This window comes from Kitasatospora saccharophila, from assembly GCF_039529925.1.
GTDB classification, from domain to species: Bacteria; Actinomycetota; Actinomycetes; order Streptomycetales; family Streptomycetaceae; genus Kitasatospora; species Kitasatospora saccharophila.
In genome coordinates this window covers 1-21,920 of record NZ_BAAANS010000056.1, presented here as the reverse complement: position 1 = coordinate 21,920, position 21,920 = coordinate 1, and the positions used below count along the sequence as shown (strand labels likewise).

The 21,920-nt window shown below is 74.9% G+C and carries 20 protein-coding genes and 1 pseudogene; 7 read left to right on the top strand and 14 right to left on the bottom strand.

Features of this window, described 5'->3' with window-relative positions:
* The first annotated feature begins 21 nt into the window (after nt 1-21).
* A complete protein-coding gene (locus ABD345_RS31305; protein WP_344557075.1) occupies nt 22-564 on the top strand; it encodes an MOSC domain-containing protein in 543 nt (180 codons plus the stop codon).
* 56 nt (nt 565-620) lie between these two features.
* Here ABD345_RS31305 and ABD345_RS31300 read toward each other — a convergent pair whose 3' ends face one another.
* From ABD345_RS31300 to ABD345_RS31285, 4 genes are all read right to left on the bottom strand, one after another.
* Nucleotides 621-3,395: an ATP-binding protein gene (locus tag ABD345_RS31300; RefSeq protein WP_344557074.1), complete on the bottom strand. Its 2,775-nt coding sequence runs from the start codon at nt 3,393-3,395 to the stop codon at nt 621-623.
* Nucleotides 3,396-3,516: 121 nt separating this feature from the next.
* A complete protein-coding gene (locus ABD345_RS31295) occupies nt 3,517-5,676 on the bottom strand; it encodes a M4 family metallopeptidase (RefSeq protein WP_344557073.1) in 2,160 nt (719 codons plus the stop codon).
* Between the two features lie 227 nt (nt 5,677-5,903).
* Complete coding sequence (locus ABD345_RS31290) at nt 5,904-6,938, bottom strand: formylglycine-generating enzyme family protein (protein WP_344557072.1); 1,035 nt, start codon at nt 6,936-6,938, stop codon at nt 5,904-5,906.
* A 90-nt stretch (nt 6,939-7,028) separates the two neighbouring features.
* Entirely contained in the window at nt 7,029-8,420 is a 1,392-nt protein-coding gene (locus ABD345_RS31285; protein WP_344557071.1) for a sulfatase family protein, read from the bottom strand.
* Nucleotides 8,421-8,800: 380 nt separating this feature from the next.
* Here ABD345_RS31285 and ABD345_RS31280 point away from each other — a divergent pair, with 380 nt between their 5' ends.
* Nucleotides 8,801-9,322, top strand: a complete 522-nt coding sequence (locus ABD345_RS31280; RefSeq protein ID WP_344557069.1) for a P-loop nucleotide/nucleoside kinase family protein — start codon at nt 8,801-8,803, stop codon at nt 9,320-9,322.
* A gap of 15 nt (nt 9,323-9,337) precedes the next feature.
* Here ABD345_RS31280 and ABD345_RS31275 read toward each other — a convergent pair whose 3' ends face one another.
* Both ABD345_RS31275 and ABD345_RS31270 read right to left on the bottom strand, forming a co-directional pair.
* The gene (locus ABD345_RS31275) at nt 9,338-9,970 is read right to left on the bottom strand and encodes a hypothetical protein (protein ID WP_344557068.1); all 633 of its coding nucleotides are present in this window, start codon (nt 9,968-9,970) and stop codon (nt 9,338-9,340) included.
* Between the two features lie 81 nt (nt 9,971-10,051).
* Nucleotides 10,052-10,654, bottom strand: a complete 603-nt coding sequence (locus tag ABD345_RS31270; RefSeq protein WP_344557067.1) for an RNA polymerase sigma factor — start codon at nt 10,652-10,654, stop codon at nt 10,052-10,054.
* 313 nt (nt 10,655-10,967) lie between these two features.
* On the opposite strand from ABD345_RS31270, the gene ABD345_RS31265 reads away from it, so the two are divergent.
* Complete coding sequence (locus tag ABD345_RS31265; protein ID WP_344557066.1) at nt 10,968-11,789, top strand: SAM-dependent methyltransferase; 822 nt, start codon at nt 10,968-10,970, stop codon at nt 11,787-11,789.
* Nucleotides 11,790-11,961: 172 nt separating this feature from the next.
* Here ABD345_RS31265 and ABD345_RS31260 read toward each other — a convergent pair whose 3' ends face one another.
* Complete coding sequence (locus tag ABD345_RS31260) at nt 11,962-12,300, bottom strand: hypothetical protein (RefSeq protein ID WP_344557065.1); 339 nt, start codon at nt 12,298-12,300, stop codon at nt 11,962-11,964.
* Between the two features lie 257 nt (nt 12,301-12,557).
* On the opposite strand from ABD345_RS31260, the gene ABD345_RS31255 reads away from it, so the two are divergent.
* Nucleotides 12,558-13,196, top strand: coding sequence for a hypothetical protein (locus ABD345_RS31255; protein WP_344557064.1), 639 nt, complete (start codon nt 12,558-12,560; stop codon nt 13,194-13,196).
* A gap of 58 nt (nt 13,197-13,254) precedes the next feature.
* Here the strand turns inward: ABD345_RS31255 and ABD345_RS31250 are convergent, their stop codons facing one another.
* Nucleotides 13,255-14,022, bottom strand: a complete 768-nt coding sequence (locus tag ABD345_RS31250; RefSeq protein WP_344557063.1) for a GntR family transcriptional regulator — start codon at nt 14,020-14,022, stop codon at nt 13,255-13,257.
* Between the two features lie 304 nt (nt 14,023-14,326).
* Between ABD345_RS31250 and ABD345_RS31245 the strand changes: the two genes are divergently transcribed.
* The gene (locus ABD345_RS31245) at nt 14,327-15,823 is read left to right on the top strand and encodes an alkaline phosphatase family protein (RefSeq protein WP_344557062.1); all 1,497 of its coding nucleotides are present in this window, start codon (nt 14,327-14,329) and stop codon (nt 15,821-15,823) included.
* A gap of 46 nt (nt 15,824-15,869) precedes the next feature.
* Here ABD345_RS31245 and ABD345_RS31240 read toward each other — a convergent pair whose 3' ends face one another.
* Nucleotides 15,870-17,042, bottom strand: a complete 1,173-nt coding sequence (locus tag ABD345_RS31240) for an 8-amino-7-oxononanoate synthase (protein ID WP_344557061.1) — start codon at nt 17,040-17,042, stop codon at nt 15,870-15,872.
* A gap of 118 nt (nt 17,043-17,160) precedes the next feature.
* Between ABD345_RS31240 and ABD345_RS31235 the strand changes: the two genes are divergently transcribed.
* Entirely contained in the window at nt 17,161-17,994 is an 834-nt protein-coding gene (locus ABD345_RS31235; protein WP_344557060.1) for an HAD family hydrolase, read from the top strand.
* Here ABD345_RS31235 and infA read toward each other — a convergent pair.
* The 5 genes from infA to ABD345_RS31210 form a co-directional block, all read right to left on the bottom strand.
* On the bottom strand, nt 17,982-18,206 hold the full coding sequence (infA, locus tag ABD345_RS31230; RefSeq protein WP_014140224.1) for a translation initiation factor IF-1: 225 nt from the start codon (nt 18,204-18,206) through the stop codon (nt 17,982-17,984). The two genes, ABD345_RS31235 and infA, sit on opposite strands and share 13 nt — an antisense overlap.
* 50 nt (nt 18,207-18,256) lie before the next feature.
* On the bottom strand, nt 18,257-19,012 hold the full coding sequence (locus ABD345_RS31225; RefSeq protein WP_344557058.1) for a GNAT family N-acetyltransferase: 756 nt from the start codon (nt 19,010-19,012) through the stop codon (nt 18,257-18,259).
* A gap of 229 nt (nt 19,013-19,241) precedes the next feature.
* Nucleotides 19,242-19,982 (bottom strand): hypothetical protein, encoded by a 741-nt coding sequence (locus ABD345_RS31220; RefSeq protein WP_344557056.1) that lies wholly within the window; start codon nt 19,980-19,982, stop codon nt 19,242-19,244.
* Nucleotides 19,983-20,338: 356 nt separating this feature from the next.
* The gene (locus ABD345_RS31215; RefSeq protein ID WP_344557054.1) at nt 20,339-20,992 is read right to left on the bottom strand and encodes a hypothetical protein; all 654 of its coding nucleotides are present in this window, start codon (nt 20,990-20,992) and stop codon (nt 20,339-20,341) included.
* A gap of 173 nt (nt 20,993-21,165) precedes the next feature.
* Nucleotides 21,166-21,522: a DoxX family protein gene (locus ABD345_RS31210; protein WP_344557051.1), complete on the bottom strand. Its 357-nt coding sequence runs from the start codon at nt 21,520-21,522 to the stop codon at nt 21,166-21,168.
* A 123-nt stretch (nt 21,523-21,645) separates the two neighbouring features.
* On the opposite strand from ABD345_RS31210, the pseudogene ABD345_RS31205 reads away from it, so the two are divergent.
* Nucleotides 21,646-21,765, top strand: a pseudogene (locus ABD345_RS31205) (LysR family transcriptional regulator); the annotation flags it as partial.
* Nucleotides 21,766-21,920: the final 155 nt, after the last annotated feature.

The window sequence follows — 21,920 nt, the reverse complement described above, 5'->3', positions numbered from 1 at the left end:
GTGCGACGAGAGGTGGTCCGGGTGACCGGGAGCGTGGTTGCGGTCAGCAGCAACGGGGAGTACTCGTTCACGAAGCCGAACCGGGAGGGGATCCGGCTGCTGGAGGGCCTCGGGGTCGAGGGGGACGTGCACGCCGGGGTGACGGTGAAGCACCGCTCCCGGGTCGCGCAGGACCCGTCCCAGCCGAACCTGCGGCAGGTGCACCTGATGCACGCCGAGCTGTTCGAGGAACTGGCGGAGGCCGGATTCACCGTCGAGCCGGGGCAGTTGGGCGAGAACGTCACCACCCGGGGCGTCGACCTGCTGGGGCTGCCGGTCGGCGCGGTGCTGCGCTTCGGGGACGCGGCCGAGGTCGAGGTGACCGGGCTGCGCAACCCGTGCGCGCAGATCGACAACTTCCGGCACGGCCTGCTCAAGCAGGTGGTGGGGCGGGACGCGACCGGGGCGGTGGTCCGCAAGGCCGGGATCATGGGCGTGGTCCGCTCCGGCGGCGAGATCCGCCCCGGCGACGGCATCACCGTCACGCTGCCGCCCGAGCCGCACCGGCCGCTCGACCGGGTCTGAGCACGTCCGGCCGGCACGTGCGGTGACGTCCGGCCGGCACTTGCGGTGGCGGCCGGTCAGTCCCGGTGGCGGGCCAGTTCGGCCCGGCCCCGGACCCCGTACTGGCGGTAGAGGCGGGTCAGGTTGGCCTCGACGGCCTTGACCGAGAGGTGCAGGCGGGCGGCGATCTCGCGGTTGGTGGCGCCGGAGCGGATCAGGGCGAGGATCTGCTGCTGCATGGGGGTGGGGTCGGCCTCCAGGGCGTCGAGGGCGGCCAGGGCGGCGGCGGTGTGCTGCTGCCAGGGCAGGCAGCCGGCGGCGGCGTAGCGGGCGTGGGCCTCCTGGAGGGCGGTGCGGGCGGCGGCGCGGCGGCGGGCCCGGCGCTCCAGGGCGCCCAGCGCGAGGTGGGCGCGGGCGATTTCGAGCGGGTAGGGGTGGGTGTCGGGGAGCAGCGCGCGCAGCGTGTCGGCGGCGCGGCGGGGGTCGGTGGCGGCGGCTAGGTGGGCTTCGGCCCGGTGCAGGCCGAGGGTGAGAACCTCGCGGCCGAGCCGGGTGGCGCGTTCGCGGGCGTCGGCGAGGGTGGCGGCGGCCTCCTCGGGGCGGCCGGAGAGGGCGAGCGCCTCGGCCAGGTCGGCGTCCACCAGGAAGAGGGAGGGGTCGGTGAACTCCATCCGGCGCAGCAGGAGTTGGCACTGGGTGAGGTGTTCGGCGGCGGCCGGGTGGTTGCCGCGCAGGAGTTCGACCCGGCCGCGCAGTCCGTGGGCGTAGGCGAGCCATTCGCGGTCGTGGTCGTTCTCGGCGGCGCGGATCGCGGAGTCCAGCAGGTGGGCGGCGCGGTCGGCGGTGCCGCCGTTGAGTTCGGCGGCGCCACCGAGCACCCGGGCCGGGCCGGGGCTGGGTTCGATGCGTTCGCGCAGGTCGTGGGCGGCGCGGCCGGCGGCGTACGCCTCGGTGCAGCGGCCCGCGCGTTCGTAGACGGAGGCGGAGATGTAGAGGACGTCGGCGAGGTCCTCGGTGCGGCCGGCGGCTTCGACCTCGGCGCGCAGGGCTTCGACCTCGGCGACGGCGCGGGGCAGGTCGCCGCTGCGCAGGGCGGCGACGGCGAGTCCTTCGCGGCAGAACACGGCGGCGGCGGTGGGGGGCCGTCCGGCGGCGAGGCGGCAGCCGCGTTCGAGTTGGGCCAGGCCGAGGGCGGGGTCGGTGAGCAGGGTCAACGGGGCGCGCTGGGCGAGGAGTTCGACCAGTAGGTCGGGGTCGTCGGCCTGGTCGGCGTGCTTCTCGGCGGTGGCGAGTTCGGCGAGCCCTTCGGCCCGGTCGCCGCGGTGCAGGGCGCGGACGGCGCGCTCCTGGTGGACGGCGGCGGTGAGCGCGGGGTCGCCGCCGGTGTCCTCGGCGGCGGCGGCGAGCAGGGGTTCGGCGCCGGGGTGGTCGGGGCCGAGCAGCCGGGCGAGCAGCAGCCGGGCGTGCACCCGGACGTCGGCGGCGGGGGCGCTCTCCAGGCGTTCGCCGCAGGCGCGGGCGAGGTCGGGCAGTCCGGCGGCGGCGGCGTTGCGGGCGGCGGCGAGCAGGCGGCGTCCGGCGGCGTCGGGGTCGGGAGTGTGGTCGGCGGCGAGGCGGAGCAGTTCGGCGGCGGTGCCGGGGGCGCCGCGGGTGAGTGCGGTGTCGGCGGCGCGGTGCAGCCGGGAGGCGAGCTGCGGGTCGGCGGCGTCGGCGGCGAGGGCCTGGTGGCGGACCTGTTCGACCGGGTCGGCGGCGAGGTCGGCGAGCAGCCGGTGGGCCTCGCGCAGGGCGGCGGGGGTGGCGTCGGCGAGCACGACTTCGGCGATCAGGGGGTGGCTGAACTGGGGCGTGCCGGCGGGGGTCGGCTGGACGATGCCGTGCCGGCGGGCGGCGGCGAGCGGCTCGGTGACGGTGTCGGGCAGGCCGGTGCCGGTCCGGGCGGCGGCCAGCACGGTGAGCGACTGCCGTGCGGCGTCCGGGAGTTCGCCGAGCCGGGCGGAGACCAGGGCGCGCAGCCGGTGCGGGACGTCGAGCGGGCGGGCGGGGTCGGCGGCGAGTGCGCTCTCGCTGCCGCCGGCGGCCAGTGAGCGGCCCAACTCCAGGGCGTAGTAGGGGTTTCCGCCGCTGACGGTGTGCACCCGGGTGAGGGTGAGGCCGCTGAGGCGCAGGTCGAGGCGTTCGCGCAGCAGGGCGCCGGTGCCGCGTTCGCCGAGCGGTCCGACGGCGATCTCGCGGGCGGCGGGCGGGCAGAGTGCGCCCATCTCGGGTGCGGCGTCGGCGTGTTCGGTGCGTTCGGTGCGTTCGGTGACGGCGAAGCGGACCCGGCGGTCGGTGAGCCGGCGGGCGGTGAAGGCGATGACCTGGCGGCTGGCTTCGTCGAGCCACTGGGTGTCGTCGAGCAGGACGAGCACGGGGCCGCGCTGGGCGAGCCGGCGCAGGGCTTCCAGGACGGCCACCCGGACGGCCAACGGGTCGGTGGGGGTGCCGGGTTGGGGGGCGCGGTGCAGCAGCGCGCACTCCAGGGCCTGGCGCAGGTGGTCGGGCAGTTCCTCGGCGAGGCCGGGGAGGGCTTCGCCGAGCAGGTCGATCAGGGCGAGGTGCGGCAGGTCCGCCTCGGCGGCGGTGGGGCTGCTGCGCAGGACGGTCCCGCCGGCCGGACCGGCCTCCTGGGCGAGTGCGTCGAGCAGTGCGGTCTTCCCGATCCCGGCCGGCCCGTGCAGCAGGACGCCGCCGGTGGCGGTGAGCGCGGCCCGGATCTCGGCGAGCAGGTGGGTGCGGTCGACGAGTGGGGGCTCGGTCGGGTCCGCCGGGGTGGTGGCGGGTCCGGTCGGGCCGGGGAGGATGCCGGTCATGGCGGTCAGTGTGCCGTCTCGGAACCGGCTGCGCGAGGGTGTCGCATGAACACGACACCCTCGCGAGTCGCTGTTAAGTCCCTTTTAAGGCTTGATCGTTGGGGCCTTCAGGGAACCTCCGTCAGCCGACGCTGACGTCGTCGAGCAGGAAGACGGTGGACAGGTAGGCGTCCTCCTGGCCGGTGAAGGAGAGGCTGACGGTCTGGCCCGCGAAGGCGCTCAGGTCGACGGTCTTCTGCACGTAGCCGGCGGAGGCGTTGGCGTTGGAGTACGTCGCCACGGTCTGGCCGTTGACGTTCACCTTCAGGGTGTCGTAGGCGGTGGAGCCGGACTCCTGGGTGGTGACCTTGAGCCAGAAGGTGAGCTTGGGGCTGCCGGTGGGCACCGCGACGCTGCTCTGCGAGAGGGTCTCGCTGGCGGCGGAGCCGTAGCCCATCATCCAGGCGTACCAGGAGCCGCCGTGCGCGGCCTGCTGGGTGGAGTTGGTGATGTCGTTGGCGCTCTGGGTCCAACCGGTGGCGCCCTGCTCGAAGTTCCCGTTGACCAGCGCGTTGCCCGGGTTGGGGTTGCCGGTGGGCGAGGAGGTCGGCGAGGAGGTCGGCGACGGGGTGGGCGACTGGTTGCCGCCCGGGTCGGGCAGCGCGGTGCCGATCGAGACCGCGGCCCACGCCTTGGAGACGATGTACCGCTCCTGCGAGTTCGCCCCGTACAGGTCGGAGGCGGCCTGCAGGGTCGCGGTGCGCGCCGAGGAGTAGTTGGTGGTGGAGGTCATGTAGGTGGACAGGGCGCGGTACCAGATCGCCGCGGCCTTGTCCTTGCCGATGCCGCTGAAGGTGTCGCCGTTGCACGGGGTGCCGTTGTGCGGCAGGCCGCCGATGGTCTTGGCGCCGGTGCCCTCGGCGGTCAGGTAGAAGAAGTGGTTGGCGATGCCGGACGAGTAGTGCACGTCGACCTGCCCGGCCCGGCTGCTGTAGCAGGACAGCGAGGAGCCGTCGGCGGCCGGGTTGTCCATCCGGCGCAGGTAGCCGTTGCCCATCCGGAGCTTCTCGCCGATGTAGTAGTCGCCGGGGTCGGTGGCGTTGTTGGCGTAGAACTCGACCATGGTGCCGAAGATGTCGGAGGTCGCCTCGTTGAGGCCGCCGGACTCGCCGGAGTAGTTCAGGTTGGCGGTGGCGGCGGTGACGCCGTGGCTCATCTCGTGGCCGGAGACGTCCAGTGCGGTCAGCGGCGTGTTGCCGTTCTGCGAGGAGCCGTCGCCGAAGGACATGCAGAAGCAGGAGTCGTCGTAGAACGCGTTCAGCAGCTGGTTGTCCACGTGCACGTACGCGGGGGCGCCGCGGCCGTCGTTGCGGATGCCGGAGCGGTTGAAGGTGTTCTTGTAGAAGTCCCAGGTCTTCGCCAGGCCGTAGGAGGCGTCGACGGCGGCGCTCTCCCGGCTCGAAGTGGAGCCGTTGCCCCAGGAGTTGGACGACTTGGAGAAGGTCCGGGCGTTCTGCGCCGGGTTCGACTGCGGGCTGTTGTACGAGTCGTAGACGACCGTGGAGCCGTGCAGCGCGTCGGTCAGCGTGTAGCCGCTGCCGCCCTGGCTGGTCTCGATGGAGACCTGGCCGACGTTGACGCCGTTGCCGGTGCCGGAGATGGTCTGGTTGACCTCGTACTGGTCGAGCACCGCGCCGCTGGCGGCGTCCAGCAGGACCGCCTCGCGGGAGTCGGCGCCCGCCTCGCCGGCGCCGGTGACGGTGTTGCGGTAGGCCAGCACCGGGACCTTGCCGACCGCCCAGACCACCAGCTGGCTGGTGTCGAGGTTGGTGGTGCGGGCCTGCTTGACGTGCTTGGCGCTGCGCACGGCGGTGGCCGAGGCGTCCTTGCCGGTCAGCTTGGGCGTCACGCCCGCCACCTTGATCGCGCCCTCGTGGGCCCAGGTGGTCGAGGTGGGCTTGCCGTTCTTCGCGTAGTGCACGACCAGGTCGCCGCCGACCACCGGCAGCCCGCGGTAGGTGCGGTCGTAGCGCACGTGCCGGGAACCGTCGTTGTCGACCATCACGTCCTTGGGCAGCAGGCGCTCGTCCGCGCCGAGGCCCAGGCTCTTGGCGAGCCCCTTGGCCTCCTTCTCCGCCTGCTCCATCACCGTGGCGCGGCCCAGCGCGGTCATCGCCTGGTACCCGGCACCGTTCGCGGTGGTGCCGCTGGCCAGTGCGGGGGACTGGGAACTCGCCACTGCCACGGTGCCCAGGGTGAGGGCGGCCGCAACAGCTGCCGCCAGAGCGGTCTTGCGGTTCATCGGGTTTCCTCCCACCGAGCCGGGGTTGATGGGGGACGGCCGGCGACGCCGATGGGGTGTGGCGTCGTGGCCGGTTTCAGCTCGGCGGCAGGACGCTAGGACCGCGGAGCACCTCCGCGACATGCCCTCGCCGACCCGGCAAGGGCCGGTCAAGGGTGCGCCGTCCCCTCCCCCGGGGAACCCTTCCGACGTGCGGCCGGCCGGTGCCCGTCACCCCGGGCACGTGCTCAACGGGCGATCCGGAAGCCGATGTTGCCGCTGGAGCTGTCGGGGGTGTTGGCGGACCGGGCGGCCAGCCGGTAGCGGTTGCAGTAGGAGGCGTGGCACATGTGGGAGCCGCCGCGCATGACCCGGGCGGGGCCGGTGGGCGGGCCGAGCGGGTCCTGCCGGGTGGCGGGGGTGTCCGGGCGGTGGTGGTCGGGGCTGAACCGGTCGGCGCACCACTCCCACACGTTGCCGAGCACGTTGTAGAGGCCGTGGCCGTTGGGGCGGTAGGAGCGGACCGGGGCGGTGGAGCGGTGCCGGCCGACGTTGCGGGTCGGGAAGTCGCCCTGCCAGATGTTGAGCATCTCCCTTCCGCCGGGGGCGAGTTCGTCGCCCCACGGGTAGCGGGTGCCGACCGCCCCGCCGCGCGCGGCGTACTCCCACTGGGCCTCGGTGGGCAGCCGGGTGCCGGACCAGGCGCAGTACGCCCGGGCGTCGTTCCAGGAGACGTGCACCACGGGGTGCTGCTGGCGGGCGGCGAAGTCGCTGCCGGGGCCCTCGGGGGCGCGCCAGCTGGCGCCCTCGACGGCCCGCCACCACGGGGTGGCGGCGACCTGCGGGGAGGCGGCGCGCACCCGGTCGGTGAGGAAGCCCTCGAAGACGAAGCTGGAGCCGAACCGCTCGGCGTCGGTGACGTACCCGGTCTCCCGGACGAAGGAGGCGAACTCGGCGTTGGTGACGGTGGTCGCGGCGATCGCGAACGGCGTGAGCCGCACCTCGCGGACCGGGCCCTCGCCGTCCCCCGGGACGCCGTCCGGGTCCTGACCGCCCATCAGGAACGCCCCGCCGGGCAGCGCCAGCAGCCCGCGGGCGGCCCGCAGCGCGGCGGGCGAGAGGGCCGGGGCGGCGGGAGGCGCCGGGGGCGCGGGGGGCGCGGCAGCCGCCGGGGGCGCGGGGGGCGCGGCTTCCAGGGTCAGGACGGGCAGGGTGGGCAGCGGGGTCGGTACGGACGGGCCGAGGTCGGCGGGCTCGTGCCCGGGGGTGCAGCAGGAGAGCATGGCGGCCTCTTCTTCGCGGGGGGTACGGGGTCCGGCCGGTCGCCGGGGAGACGACCGGCCGGGGCTCGGAGGGGTGTCGCGGGGGATGGGTCAGGCGGTGCGCTCGGCGTTGAGGGTGGCCGCGAGGGCCGGGACGCCGAGCGCCTGCTCCTGGGCCGGGGTGGCCTGGTACAGCTTGTTGACCAGCTGGTACGGGTCGGCGTCCAGGTCGTAGTACTCCCGGAAGGCGACCTCGCCGGTGCCGACGGGCAGGCCGTCCGCATCGGTGTGCAGCTTGTAGTACTCGGTGTACTGCTCGGTCCTCGACAGGTAGGAGGACCAGGTGTGCGGGCTCCCGGCCTGGTGGGGGCCCTGCTCCCACCACTCGACCAGCAGGTGGTCGCGGCTGTACGGGCCGAGCAGCGAGTGTCCGTCGACCGCCCAGTCGGGGGTGATCCCGGCGGCCTCCAGGACGGTGGGGGCGATGTCGATGTTGGCCACGATCCGGTGGTCGGCGGGGCTGCCCGCGCCGAGGCCGCCGGCCGGCCAGGAGACGTAGAACGGCACCTCGACGGAGGGCAGGTAGGGCACCGACTTCTTGGACCAGCCGTGGTCGGCCCAGGTGTAGCCGTTGTCACCGAGGTAGACCACCAGGGTGTTCTGCAGCTGCCCGAGCGCGGCCAGCCTGTCGTGGATCGCCTGCACCGCGTCGTCCACCGAGAGCAGCGTGCGCAGCTGGTTGGCCCGCACCTGGCGTCCGGTGGCGAGGGTGCCGGTGGAGTTCTGGATCCACGCGGGCTTGTCGCTGCGGTCGGCCTCGTCGACCGACGGGCGGCCGTTCCAGACCGGGACGGTCGTGTCGGCGTACTTGGGCTCGGGGGTGTTCGGCGCGTGCGGGGCCTTCGGCGCGACGAACGCGAACCAGGGGCGGGTGTCGGTGGCGGCCTTGTCGAGGAAGGCCAGCGCGCGGTCGCGGATGACCGAGGTGGAGTAGCCGGGGATGGTGTGCACGGTGCCGTTGTCGTTGTACTGCCCGTCGTTGTAGACCACCGGGTCCGACAGCAGCCACTCCTCGAAGTGCGGCGGGTTGTCGGCCGGCTGCCAGGCGTTCAGGTACTTGCCGAACAGGCCGGTGCGGTACCCGGCCTGGCGGAGCGCCCGCTGGATCGTGTCGTGCTGGTCGAGGTTGTACGGGTGGCCGTTGTCGCGGACGCCGTGGTGGTGGGCGTACTTCCCGCTGAAGATCGACGAGCGGGAGGGCGCGCACAGCGGCGTGGTGACGTGCCCGGAGGTGAACCGCACGCCGTGGCCGACCAGCCAGTCCACCGTCTTCGGGGTGGCCCACTCGGTCTGCTTGGGCTGGTCATCGGTGAGGATCACCAGGATGTTGGGCCGGGCGCCGGCCGCGGCGGCGGCGCTCCCGGCGCCCAGGCCCAGCGGCAGCGCGGTGGCGGCGGCCACCGAGGCGGCGCCGGCCAGGAAGCCGCGGCGGCCCAACTTCATTTCTTCGCGGGGAGGTTCGGGGTTCCGACTCATGGTGTGCGTGCCCTTTCGCTGGAGTCACCGGAGGAGTGGCGGCAGGCGGTGCGAGTCGGCGGGCGTCCCCGGCCGGCGGATCGTGCGCGGCGCGCTGACGGTGAACCTACGGGCGCGCCGCGGCCGCCCGCAATCGGCTGCGGGCAGACAACGCACGCTTTTCACGGGCCCGTTGCAATGTTTCGCACACCGCCCGAAACCCCCGGCGCCCCGGTCGGCCGGCCGGTGCACCCGTACGTCCGGCCCTTCGTGGACGAGGGTGCGGTACGGCTGCGAAAACGGGTGTCCGGCGCCGGCCCGGGCGTCCTAGGGTGGACGGCGTGGACGGCGTGGACGGAGTGGACGGAGTGCGTGAAGCGGAACTGCTGCCGGACCTGGACGGGACGGAGCCCGGCCTGGTCGTGCTGATGTGCGGGCTGCCCGGCTCGGGCAAGAGCACCTGCGCGAAGGCGCTGGAGCGGCGCGGCTTCGTCCGGCTGTCGATCGACGAGGTGGTGTGGGCCCGGATCGGGCGGGACGCGGCGCTGCTGGACCCGGCGGTGTACGAGCGGCTCAAGGCGGAGGCCGAGGAGGAGCTGTGGCAGGAGCTCGTCCGGTTGCTGGAGGCCCGCCGCCCGGTGGTGGTCGACTACAGCTTCTGGCGGCGGAGCACCCGGGAGCGCTACAAGGCGCTGGTCGAACGGCACGGCTGCCGCTGGGAGTTGGTGCGGCTGCGGGCCGAACTGCCGGTCCTGCTGCGCCGCCTCGCGGTCCGCAACCGGCGCGAGGACGCCAACAGCGTCACCGTCTCCGCGGAGACCCTGCGGCGCTACTTCGACGCCTTCGAGGAGCCGGTCGGCGAGGGCGAGCGGGTGATCCGGCAGTACTGAGCGCGGGCCGGGGCCTCACCTGGCCAGGTCGCGGACCAGGGTGCTGCTGACCTGCGGCAGTTCGCCGTACTCGGGGTCGTCGCAGGCGACCGGGAGTTGGTGGATCACGGCGGCCAGCCGGGGCGGGAGCTTCACGTCCAGCCCTTCGTGGCACAGCGCGAGCAGCTCGGGCAGCACCCCGGCCGGGAGCAGCGCGTCCCGGAAGCCGAGCACCCGCTGCGGGGGGCGGGGACCGGCGGCCAGCGCCTCGGCCTGGCGGCGCCAGACCTCGGCGTCCAGGAACTCGCCGAGGCTGCGGTGCAGCAGGCTCAGGCAGGACGCGGCGGTGTAGGAGCCGGCGCCGGCCGCGAACTGCCACCAGAACTGGGCGCCCTCGCGGTGGTGCGCGGCGTGCAGCAGGGCGCCCAGGACGAGGGCGCCCTCGGGGTGGATCCGGCGGTCGTTGACGAGCAGGTCCAGCGAGGCGGCGGCGGTCGGCATCGCCAGCAACAGGCTGGTGGCGAGGTCGAGTTCGTGGGCGGCCTGCAGGTGCTCGGAGGGGAAGGGGCGCGGGGCGGTCAGCAGCCGCTCCCAGGACACGCCGGTGTCGTCGGGGCGCGGCCGGGACGTCCGGGTGGGCGAGTGGAGGCCGTCGCGTCCGGCGCTCATCGGTGCTCCTCGCTCATCCGTGCCGCCCGCTCATCCCTGCTGCCCGCTCATCGGTGCCGCCTCTCCGTCGGTGCCGACCGCTCACCGGTGCCGCTCGCGGTGGCCGCCGAGCGCGGCGGCCAGCCGGTCGAGGGCCTGGCCCGCGGTGGAGCGCACGTTGGCCTCCGTGGTGGCCAGGCAGTCGGCGATCTGGGTGTCCGTCAGGCCGAGCAGGTAGCGCAGCACCACGACGTCGTGGCGCCGTTCGGACAGTCCGCACAGCGCAGCGTACAACCGCTCGTGGCTCGCGCCGGTCTCCGGCAGGTGGTGCGCCCGCTCGGCGGCGACCCGCACCGCGCGCACCCAGCGCGGGACCAGCCCCGGCGCGGGCGGCGGTTCGCCGTCCATCATCCGCCGCAGCAGGGCCGCACCGACCTCCTCCTTGAGGATCGTCCACGCCTGGAACGCCGGGAACTCCTCGCGCAGGATCCGCGGCCACTCCCGCCAGACCCGGCCCTTCGCGGTCTCCACCGCCTCGCGCGCGGCGCCGTCGTGCAGGCGGGTGCCCGCGAAGCCGGACCACGTCCGGTGGTGGGTGTCGCAGAACGCGTCGAACGTCAGGCGGTGCCGGTCCCCCACCGTCCAGTCACTTTCGGGGCCGTCCCCGTTCGCGCGGGGAGCAAACTCGTTGCCCTGTGACGTCACGTGCCCAACTCCTCCCCAGCGGTACCGGGCCGACGGCCGGCACGGCGCCGCCGCGGGAACTCACGTCCCCTGGAAGAACATTAAGACGCATCAGGTACCGAGATGCTAATCCGGCACAAGAGGTTTCAAGATCAGACATAAGTCGCTCTAGCCGAAAACCTGCCCATCCGGGGCGATGACCGTTCCTGACCGTCCAACGACCGCTTCCGACCGTTTCGCCGACCACCGCACCGGACCGGTCCCGCACCCTTGCCTGTCCGTTCGCCCGTGTGGGCATAGTGGGAGCGCAGTGACGGACGATCAGGGGGAGACCATGACGACGGCAGGCGAGCGGACCGACGGGGTCGAGGTCAGCCTCGACATCCACCTGGCGCACTCGGCGCGCATGTACGACTTCTACCTGGGCGGCACCACCAACTTCCCGGCCGACCGGGAGGCCGCCGGCCGCGCCCTGGCCGTCTTCCCCTACGCCCGCTCCGCCGCCCGCGCCAACCGCGCCTTCATGCGCCGCACCACCCGCCGGCTCGCCGAGGCGGGCATCCGCCAGTTCCTCGACATCGGCACCGGCATCCCCACCTCCCCGAACCTGCACGAGGTCGCCCAGCGGACCGCGCCGGACGCCGCGGTGGTCTACGCCGACAACGACCCGATCGTGCTGCTGCACGCCCAGGCCCTGCTGCGCGGCACCGAACAGGGCGTCACCGCCTACGTCCAGGCCGACGTGCGCGAACCCGACGCCCTGCTGGAGGCCGCCGCCCGCACCCTCGACTTCGACCGGCCGATCGCGCTCAGCATGAACGCCCTGCTGCACTTCGTCCCGGACGAGGCGCACCGGATCACCGAGCGCCTCAAGTCCCGGCTGCCCAGCGGCTCCGCCCTGGTGATGACCCACCTCACGCCCGACTTCGCCCCCGACGAGACCGCCCGGCTGATCCAGGTCTACACCGCGGCCGGCACCCCCGTCGCGGCCTGCACCAGCGAGGAGTTCGGCCGCTTCTTCACCGGCTGGGACGTCCTCGACCCCGGCATCGTCGCCACCCCCCGCTGGAACCCCTCCCCCGACGCCGAGGACGACACCGAGCACATCACCGACGCCGGCGCCTCCTGCTACGGCGCCGTCGCCGTCCGCCCCTGACCACTCCCGCCCCTGCGCGGGGCCCGGGCGGGCCCAAACGCCCGGGCGCCCGGGCGGCGCGGTGGGCGCCCGGGCGGCGCGGTGGGCGCGCGGTCAGCGCGGTGGGCGCGCGGTCAGCGCGCGGCGGACCCGGTCGGCGCCCGGGGGACGCGGCGGGCGCGCGAGCCCCATGTCACGCCCCGGCGGAGCGCCCCGCCGTGCCCCTCCCCGGCGCCCCTCCGGCCCTTGGCCCCTCATTGGACTCGGACGGCCAGGCCCGCCGGGCGAGTTCGGCGACCCGCTCCAGGGTGGCGCGGTCGGCGCCGTCGCGGGCCTGGGCGGAGGTGCCCCGGACGACGGCGGCGGAGGAGGCGGCCGGGCCGTCCGCCTCCTCCCGGGCCCGGGGCGGGAGCAGGCCGGCGACGGCGGCGATCTCGGCCGCGACGGCGTGCTCGGTGCCCTCGCGGCGGGCCCGCAGCTCCTCGCGGACCTCCCGGGCGGCGTCGCTGGCGTTGGTCGCGCCGTCGAGCACGCAGCAGCCCGGCGGACGGGCCGGGTCGGCGTACCCTGCGGCGGTGCTCGGCGGCGCCCCCGGCGGTGCTGCGCCGGAGCGCTGCGGTGGTCCGGCCGTCCTCGCCCTTCCGGGCGGGCCCGCGAGGCGTTCCGGACCGGGCCCGCCCGCCGGGAGCCGCGTTCGGCAAGGCGACCGTCGCGCTCCCGGTCCGCGCGGGCGCCGGGGCTTCGGGGCCGCCGCCCGGCCGGGCCGGGGGCGGCTGTAGCGTGCCGGCCATGGTGAACGGCACGGCAGTGGGCGGTACGGCGACGGACGGGCCGGCGGCGCGGACGGCGGCCCCCGGGGCGGTGGTCCTGGTCCTGGCGGCGGCGGCCGGCGGGTGGGGGTTCGGGGCGGCGGCGGACGGGGCGTCGTGGGCGGACGGGCTGCGCGGGGCGTTGCGCGGGGACGGGCTGGCGGTGTTCGCCGGTTACGGGACGGCGGTGCTGGCGGGGAGCCTGCTGCGGACGGTGACGCCGAAGTACCGTTCGCGTCCGGTGGGCGCGGTGTGGGCGGGGGCGGCGCTGGCGCTGCTGTTCGGCGCGCTGGTGGCGCTGCTGGCCTGGCCGGTCGCGGAGATCGCGCCCGCCTCGTCCCACGACCCGGTCTCCCAGCGGGATCCGGGCTTCCTCTACCCGCTGTGGCTGGCCTCCACGCTGCTGGCGCCCGCGCTGGCCACGGCGGGCGTGCGGATGGGCCTGCCGCTGGCCCCGCAGCGCGCCGCCGCGTCCGGCGCGTCCGGCGCGGAGGCTGCGGGCCCGGCGGCGCCGCGCCTGCGACTGCCGGCCGAGGACACCGTGCGGCGCGGGGTGCTGCGCGGACTGGCCTGGGGTGCGCCGCTGTTGGTGCTCCTGCTGCTGGTGTCGGCGCTCTGAGCCGACCGGGGCGGCGGAACCGGCGGGGCGACCGGGGCAGCGGGGGCGGCGGGGCCGGTCAGTCGGTGGTGGGCGCGGTCAGGTCGAGGGTGAAGCTGAACCGGTCGCCCCGGTAGAGGGTGCGGACGAGTTCCAGCGGGCGGCCGTCGGCGTCCCGGCTGCGGCGGTGCAGCAGCAGCATCGGCAGGGCGGGCGGGGTGCCGATCAGCAGGGCTTCGCGCGGGGTGGCGAGCACGGTCTCGATCCGCTCCTCGGCTCCGGCGAGGTGGACGCCGCGTTCGCGCAGGTGGCCGTAGAGCGATCCGGCCGGGTCGAACTCGGTGGCCAGTCCGGGGACGCGGGCCACCGGCAGGTAGGTGGACTCCAGGCCGACGCGCTCCTCGTCGGCGCGCAGCACGCGTTCGAGGTGCCAGAGCGGTTCGCCGGGCGGGACGGCGAGGCGTTCGGCCAGTGCGGGGTCGGCGGGCTGCCGGTCCAGGGCGATCAGGGTGCGGCCGGGGCGCAGGCCCCGGCGGGTGACGCCCTCGGTGTAGCTGGCCAGCGACAGCGGCTGTTCGATCTTGGCCTCGGCCACCACCGTGCCGCGGCCCTGGCGGCGCAGCCGCCCTTCGAGCAGCAGTTCGCGCAGGGCCTGGCGGACGGTGGCGCGGGCGACGCCGTAGCGTTCGGCCAGGTCGGCCTCGGTGGGGAGTCGTCCGCCCGGGCCCAGTTCGCCGACGAGTCCTTCGAGCCGGGTCTTGACCAGGTAGTACTTGGGCACCCGGCCGTGCTCGGGGACGCCCGACCGGGCGGGGGCGAGGGGGGCGCGGGGGGTGCCGTGGTTCACCGCGCCAGGGTACCGAGCGGCCCGCGCCCGTCCGTCCCGCCCTCCCCCGCTCTCCCCCGCTCTCCCCCGCTCTCCCCCGCCCTTCCTGCGCCCCTCCTCGGCCCGCCGGTCCGGGGTGCTTTCGGGGCGCCGACGAACCATCACGGATCGATAACCGGTCTGGACTGAATTTTGACGCTTGTTCATACAACCGTGGACTCGGTGCGGGTTCGCCGCTGCCCGCCCGGCCCATCCTCGGTTGCCGGTGCAACCGCACCGCTTCGCTTTCCCGTTGGGAGCCCCCGTGCGCAACTCCCGTTCCACCATGGCCCTTTCCCTCTCCGCGGCGGCCGTCGTCGCGGCCGCGCTGGTACCGCTGGGCGGCTCGTCCGCGGTGGCCGCCACCGGCGCGTACAACGGCCTGCCGAACGGCAGCAAGCAGGCCAAGACGCTGGTGATCGGCATCGACGGCACCCGGTACGACAAGCTGCTGGCGGCGGACGCGCCGAACCTGAAGGCGCTGATCGCCTCGGGCACCACGGCGACCTCCGACCTGTACGCGAACCCGCTGGCACCGACCCTGTCCGGGCAGGGCTGGTCGACCATCGCGACGGGCGTGTGGCCGGACAAGCACAGGGTGCTGGACAACAACTTCACCGGTTCGCGCTTCGACCTGTACCCGGACTACGCGAGCCGGCTGGAGAGCGCCGACCCGGCGAACTCGACGCTGGTGATCGGCTCCTGGAACCCGATCACCGCGAACGTCTTCAACGGCACCGCCGACCTGCGGATCCCGGAGAGCGAGAACGACGCCAAGACCGCCTCGGACGCCGCCGACTACCTGGCGCACGGCAACCCGGACTCGGTGTTCCTGCACTTCGACGAGGTGGACGAGGCCGGGCACTCGTACGGCGGCGCGTCCAGCCAGTACCTGGCGGCGATCCACGGCGCGGACGGGCTGGTCGGCCAGGTGCTGACCGCGCTGAAGTCCCGCGCCACGTACGCCGCGGAGGACTGGCTGATCGTGGTCACCACCGACCACGGCCACACCGACGCGGGCGGCCACGGCGGCAACAGCGCCAACGAGCGGCAGACCTGGATGGTCCTGGGCGGCCGGGGTTACGCCGCCGGGGCGCACCGCTACGACGTGAAGCCGGTGGACATCGCGCCGACCGTGCTCAAGCACCAGGGCGCGCCGATCGACCCGGCCTGGGGCCTGGACGGCAAGCCGGTGGACGAGATCGTGCCGGACGAGTTCGACGCGCTGCGCCCGAGCCTGCAGACCCGGGTGGACGAGACCGGCATCGGCTCGACGGTCAAGGGCTTCACCCGCACCCCGCCGGCCGGCTGGTCGATCGACAACTCGCGGATGCCCACCGGCGGCGTCACCGAGTGGCGCGGCTGGGCGTTCGCCACCGACGAGTTCTGGACGGCGGCCCAGCTGGGCCAGAGCCGGGAGACCAACGTCCGGGCCCGCAACGTGTTCGCGGTCGCCGACTCCGACGAGTGGGACGACAAGTCGCACGGCACCGGCCCGTTCGACTCGACGCTGGTCAGCCCGGCCTACTCGGTGGCGGGCCGCACCCGCGGCACGCTCTCCTTCGCGACCGACTACAAGGTCGACGGCCCGCAGACCGGCGACGTGTACGTGTCCTTCGACGGCGGCGCCGCGCAGCTGGTGAAGTCCTACCGGGCCGACCTGAACACGGTGGAGCACCTGGAGGTGGCCGTCCCGGCGGGGGCCTCGACGGCCCGGTTCCAGTTCCGCTACACCGGCACCAACTCGGCGTTCTGGACGGTCGACCAGGTCCTCTTCGGCTGAACCGGCCCCCTGGTCCGGGCGGGCGGCCCCGCCCGCCCGGCACCGCTCAGCGGGTCTTGAGCACCACCTGCACCGCGAAGGCGACCTGGTCGGCCGTCAGGTCGGCGCGGGCGGTGAGCCGCAGGCGCGGGACGCCGTCGGGGACGGACGGGGGGCGGAAGCAGCCGACGGCCAGCCCCTCGTCCCGGCAGGCGGCGGCCCAGCGCACGGCGTGCTCGGGGTCGTCGGCGCGGACCGAGACCACGGCGCCGTCGGGGGCGGAGGCGTCCAGGCCGGATTCGGCGAGCCGGTCGGCGAGTTCGCGGGCCACCCGCAGGGCGTCGGCGGCCCGGCCGGGTTCGGCGCGCAGCAGGCGCAGCGCGCCCAGGGCGGCGCCGACGGCGGCGGGGGCGAGGCCGGTGTCGAAGATGAAGGTGCGGGCCGCGGAGACCAGGTGGCGGACGACCCGTTCGGGGCCGAGGACGACGCCGCCCTGGGAACCGAGGGACTTGGAGAGCGTCGCGGTGGCGACCACGTCGGGCTGCCCGGCGATGCCGGCGGCGGCTCCGGCGCCCGCGCCGCCGGGGCCGAGCACGCCCAGGCCGTGCGCGTCGTCGATGACCAGCGCGGCGCCGTGCGCGCGGGCGGCGGCGAGGTGTCCGGCGAGCGGGGCGGCGTTGCCGTCGACGGAGAACACCGAGTCGGTGACCACCAGGGCGCGGGGTTCGCTGCGGGCGGCGAGGGCTTCGCGCACCGCGGCGGGGTCGCAGTGCGCGGCGCGGGCGACCCGGCCCCGGGCGAGGCGGCAGCCGTCGATCAGCGAGGCGTGGTTGTGGGCGTCGGAGACGATCAGGGTGTCCGGTCCGGCGAGCGCGGTGAGCACGGCGAGGTTGGCGGTGTAGCCGGAGGAGAACACCAGCGCGGCCTGGTAGCCGCAGAACTCGGCGAGTTCGCGTTCCAGCGCGGTGTGCGCCTCGGTGGTGCCGGTGACCAGCCGGGAGCCGGTCGCGCCGCCGCCCCAGCGGAGCGCGGCCCCGGCGGCGGCAGCGGTGACGGCGGGGTGCCGGGTCAGGCCGAGGTAGTCGTTGGAGGCCAGGTCGAGCACCGGGTCCTCGGCGGGCCGGCTGCGCAACCGCCTGGTCAGCCCGGCCGCGTCACGGACGGCCGCGGCCTCGTCCAGCCAGTCGAACACCCGCTCCGGAGCCGCTTCCGCTCCGCTGACCTGCGCGTCTGCCACCATGCCCGGCACTCTTCCACCCGGCGCGCGGCCGGGGCAACGCGCACCGCCCCGATGTGCGGTGTCCCACACTCCGGCGCTTCGGCGGGCGGGCGTCCGGTCGGCCCGGCAGACTCCGGCAATGGATGCTCTCCGCCGCCCCTCGCACCTGCTGTTCGACTTCTTCGGCACCCTGGTGGACTACTCGCCCAGCCGCACCGAGCAGGGCTACCCGCGCTCGCACGCCCTGCTGCGGGAGTTCGGCGCCGCCCTGGACTACGCCGGCTTCCTGTCCGCCTGGTCGGCCACCACGGCGCGGTTCGACCGGGAGACGGCGGCGGACGAGCGCGAGTTCTCGGTGGACGAGGTGGCCGCCGCGTTCCTCGCCGAGGCGCTGCCCGCCGCGCCGACGGGCAGTCAGGTGGCGGGGTTCGTGGCCGCGTACCTGGCGGAGTGGGGCAGCGCGATCCGGCCCTTCGAGGGCGTCGCCGAGCTGCTGCGCGAACTGTCCGGACGGTGCCGGCTGGCGGTGGTCTCCAACACCCACAGCCCGACCATGGTGCCCGACCTGCTGGCCCGGCTGGGCGTGCTGGAACTGATGGACGCCGTGGTGCTGTCGGTGGACACCGGGCACCGCAAGCCGCACCCGTCGATCTACCGCACCGCCCTGGAGCGCCTCGGCCTCTCCCCCGCCGACGCCTGGTTCATCGGCGACTCCGCCGGCCCCGACTACCACGGCCCGCGCCGCGCGGGCATCCCCGCCCTGCTGGTCGACCCGGCCGGCACCGCCGACGTCCCGCCGGCGCACCGCATCCGCTCCGTGCACGCCCTCCCGGCCCTGCTGGCCGCCCTGCTGGCCGGCCGCCCGCCCGGCCGGTCGCCCCGGCCGGGAGCGCGCCCGCGCCGCGCTGCCGGCGGGGACGCGGCAGCGGGGCGGGCCGGAGGGACGGGCCTGACCCGGGGTCAGTTGCGGTAGCGGAACAGGATGCGGCCCCTGGTCAGGTCGTACGGGCTGAGTTCGACCAGGACGCGGTCGAACGGGAGGATCTTGATGTAGTTCTTGCGGATCTTTCCGCTGATGTGGGCGAGTACTTGGTGGCCGTTCTGCAGTTCCACCTTGAAGGTGGCGTTCCGCAGGCACTCGAGGACGGTGCCCTCAAGCTCAAGGCCCTTCGCGACACGTGGCAAGGGATCTCGATTCTTCGACGGGAAGGGGGACGGAGGAGCGGGGTTCGCGGTCAGGGGTGGATCAGGTGCAGGAGGTGACCGGTCCGTTCGGCGCCGAGGCCCTCCAGCAGGGCGGTGGCGGCGGTGCGGGAGCGGTCCACCTCGGCCCGGGCGGTGCCGGTCCCGGCTTCGTGCAGGACGTGCAGGGCGTGGGCCAGCAGGGAGCGGCCGATGCCCTGCCGCTGGTGGGCGGCGCGGACGGCGAGCAGGCCGACCCGGGCGGGACCGCGACCGCGGCGGACCACCCGGACCAGGCCCGCGTACCGGCCTTCGTGGACGGCGACGGCGTACAGGGACGGGTCGATCAGAGTGTCCCCCGGCGGGCCGGGTCGAACCTCCGCGGGCATGCTGTACCAACCCGAGGACGCCTCGACCTCGGCCCGGATCTGCCGCTCTAGCAGCCGCAGTTCGGCCTCGTCGGCCGTGCCGGCGGGCAGGATCGTGACCCCGGGGGCGGGGCGCCCGTCCCGCCCCGCGGTGGACAGCTCGTACTCCCACTCCTGCCGTTCGGGAACGAACCCGGCCCGCTCCCAGTGGGCGGCGAGCGCGGTGTCGCCCCCCGCGACCAGGGTGCGGAGCGGGGCGGGCAGGGCGGCGAGCATCGCGGTGGCCAGCGGCGCGAAGGCCGCGTCGTCCCACACGTCGATGCTCACGAAGCGGCGCCCGTCGGGACGCTGGGAGAAGTCGCCGTGGCCGACGACCACGTCATCGGTCACGGCCTGCCACTGGGTCTCGCCGACCCGGGTGATCTGCACGGTGGTGTTCATCGGCTTTCGCCTTTCAGGAGTGCTTGCGTTCTCACGCGGGCGCTCCCGACGACACCTGTGTCAGTCGTTACACCGTGGGGGAAGGGGGGAGCACCCGCCTCGATCCAGCTCTCATGGGGAACTCACCTCCTCGTTTCCGTTCACGGCGATCCGAACAGTAGCAACCCGCCGCCGCCCGTCCAACCCATTTTTTCCCGTACTTCCCGGCCCGGGCCCACCGGCCGCGGTCTCACCCGCCGGCCCTCGCGGCGCGGCGGCGCAGCCGCTTGTAGGCGGTGCCCCTGCCGAGGCTGGTGAGGGAGCGCAGGAGGGCCCAGGGGAACTCGCCAGCGTAGCCGTTGAGGGCCCGGAAGTGCGGGGCGGCCAGGGCGTGTTCCCCGGCGGAACCGAAGACGGCCGCGAAGTGGCCGTGCGCCTCGACCGAGCGGTAGCCGCCGCGGAAACCGGGGTGGAGCACGGACTCCCGCGCGGCACCGGCCAGTTCGTCGCGGACCTCGGGACGGCGCAGGTGGGCCGGGTCCTTCTCGCCGCCGACGTTGAGCCGGCGTTCGAGGTGGGCCTGGGCCAGCACGACCGGGTTGAGGCTCCCCGGCTCCGCGACGAGGCGGCACTGCCGGGCGAAGGCGAACGCCTCGTCCCAGGAGCCGCCCCACTTGGGCAGCGGTGGTTGGAGCAACCGGGACTGCGCGACGTAGTCGTGCGGGTCGTGGGCGGCCAGCCCCAGGTAGTGGTCCCTGGTCCGGTCGGCGCCCTGCTGGAGGCCGCGGGAGACGTTCAGCCGCAGCCGCCGGGCGTCGGTGGTGCCCGGGTCCTCGGAGACGACCCGGCCGAGGAGCTTGTCGGCGATGCCGAGACGCCGGTGGAAGGCCGCGACGCCCTCCGCCGCGACGCCATCCGCCGAGACGTCCTTGGCCAGGCCGCCGCCGCGGGCCTCCCACGCCAGGTGGATGTAGTGGCCGCCCTGCGGCACCCGTGGCAACGTGCTGCCGGGGTGCGCGTCCGCCGTCCGCTGGAGGAACCCTCCGGCCTCCGGGTCTCGGCGACGACCTCGATCGCGGTGGCCCGGTCGGCCGGGCCGGTCAGCGCCGCGAAGAACGCCTCCACTTCCTCCCGGCGCGAGTGCCGGACGGAGTCGCGCAGCGCGGCCAGGTCGGGGAAGGCGACCAGCAGGTCGAACTCGGGCGACCGGGCGGGAGGAGCGGCGGATACCCGCGGCGGGTATCCGCCGCGGGAGGGCCGGCATCCGGGCATCGTAGCGATCGCACCCGAACCGGCACCGACGCCCCCGGGGCGCCCGGTGGACGGCGCCGGGAGCGGCCTTCCCCCTCAGCCCGGACGACCGCGGCTCCCCTGCCGCGCACCGTAGTTGGCGGACAGTTCGGCGGCGTGGGCGTCGGGGACGTGCCGCCCGCGGAAGGTCACCGGCAGCCAGTGCGCCAGCGCGTCGGCCGCGCCGAGGCAAGGCCCGTACCGGAGGCTCCAGTCGTCCCGGGCGCCCCCGTCCGGGAGGCCCCGCAGGACGGCGACCTCCGGGTCGCGTTCGCCCCGGCACCCCCAGCGGCCGGAGGGGCCGGTCAGCGCGACGACCCGGGCCGCGACGGTGACCGACTCCAGGGGATCCCGGACCGCGTCGAACCCGACCTCCGCCCAGTAGTCGTCCGCCGTGGCGTCGACGGACAGCGACAGCACCGGTTCGGCGACGCCCGCCCCCTCGACCACGAGCAGGTCGACCTGCCGGTCGCCGTGCGACCTGGCCAGCGCGGCGAGCGCCGGCCCGGCGTCCGGGGTGAGCAGCACGTCGAACTCGCAGAACACCGCCTCGTCCGCGAGCCCCCGGAAGACCTGCGCGGGCAGCCTGGCCCCGAGGTCGAAGACGGCGGCGGCCCGCCCCCGAACGGCCTCCCACTTCGAGGTCGGGTCCGGGGCCGGGGAACGCCTCCTCGGCGCCCGGCCCGGTGCGGAGCGGATGCGAGCGTTCATGAGCGGGAGGGCAGCCGACGCACCGGACGGGAGGTCTCCGTTCGCCGCCTGCACCGAGCGGCCGCGCCGAGGCCCGGGGAACTCCTCGCGGGTCAGGGAGGCGACCGGAAGCTCCTGTGCCCGGGGAGCGCACTACCGCGCAGCCCCGCAGGTGGTCTGCCGGGCCGCGCCCGCTAGCCGACGGACAGCCAGAGGGCCGCGGCCGCGGCGGCCAGGAGGGCGAGGTTGAGGCCGATCCGGCGGTCGCCACCGGTCAGGTGGACCGGGATGGCGCCGAGTTGGAGCAGGAGGAGGCCGGTGGCGGCGGCCGGGGCGAGCCAGGGCGCGGTGCCGGTCAGCGGGGGCAGCAGCAGGCCCGCGGCGCCGAGGAGTTCGAGGGTGCCCAGGGTGCGTAGGACGGGCGGCGGGACGCGGTCGACCCAGGCCATCATCGGGCGGAGCCGGTCGGGGCTGCGGAGCACTTTGAGCGCGCCCCCGTAGAGGTAGAGGAGGGCGAGCAGCCCGGCGACGATCCAGTAGGCGATTTCCATGGTTCCCGTCCGTGGGGGGACACCGCTGCGCGGGCCCGTCGGTGGCGCGGACCTGACCGGCCGCGCTCGGACGAGTCCACCGCCGGGGCCGGGCGGCTGTCCAAGACCCGTTCCGCACGGCCGATACCGGATGGGTATCGTCGCAGCGTGGAGCTACGGACCCTGCGGTACTTCGTGGCGGTCGCCGAGGAACTGCACTTCGGCCGGGCCGCCCGCCGCCTGCACATCAGCCAGCCGCCGCTGAGAAAGTGTGGGGTAATTGATCAACTGCGTGGCGTGATCCACTGGCGGTGATCTTCGCGGTCGGGTGTCCGCGATGATCGCCGCCATGTGCGTCTGTGTCTGCAAGCCGTCGTATGACTCGTCGTTGACGGATGCTCAGTGGGCTGTGATCGAGC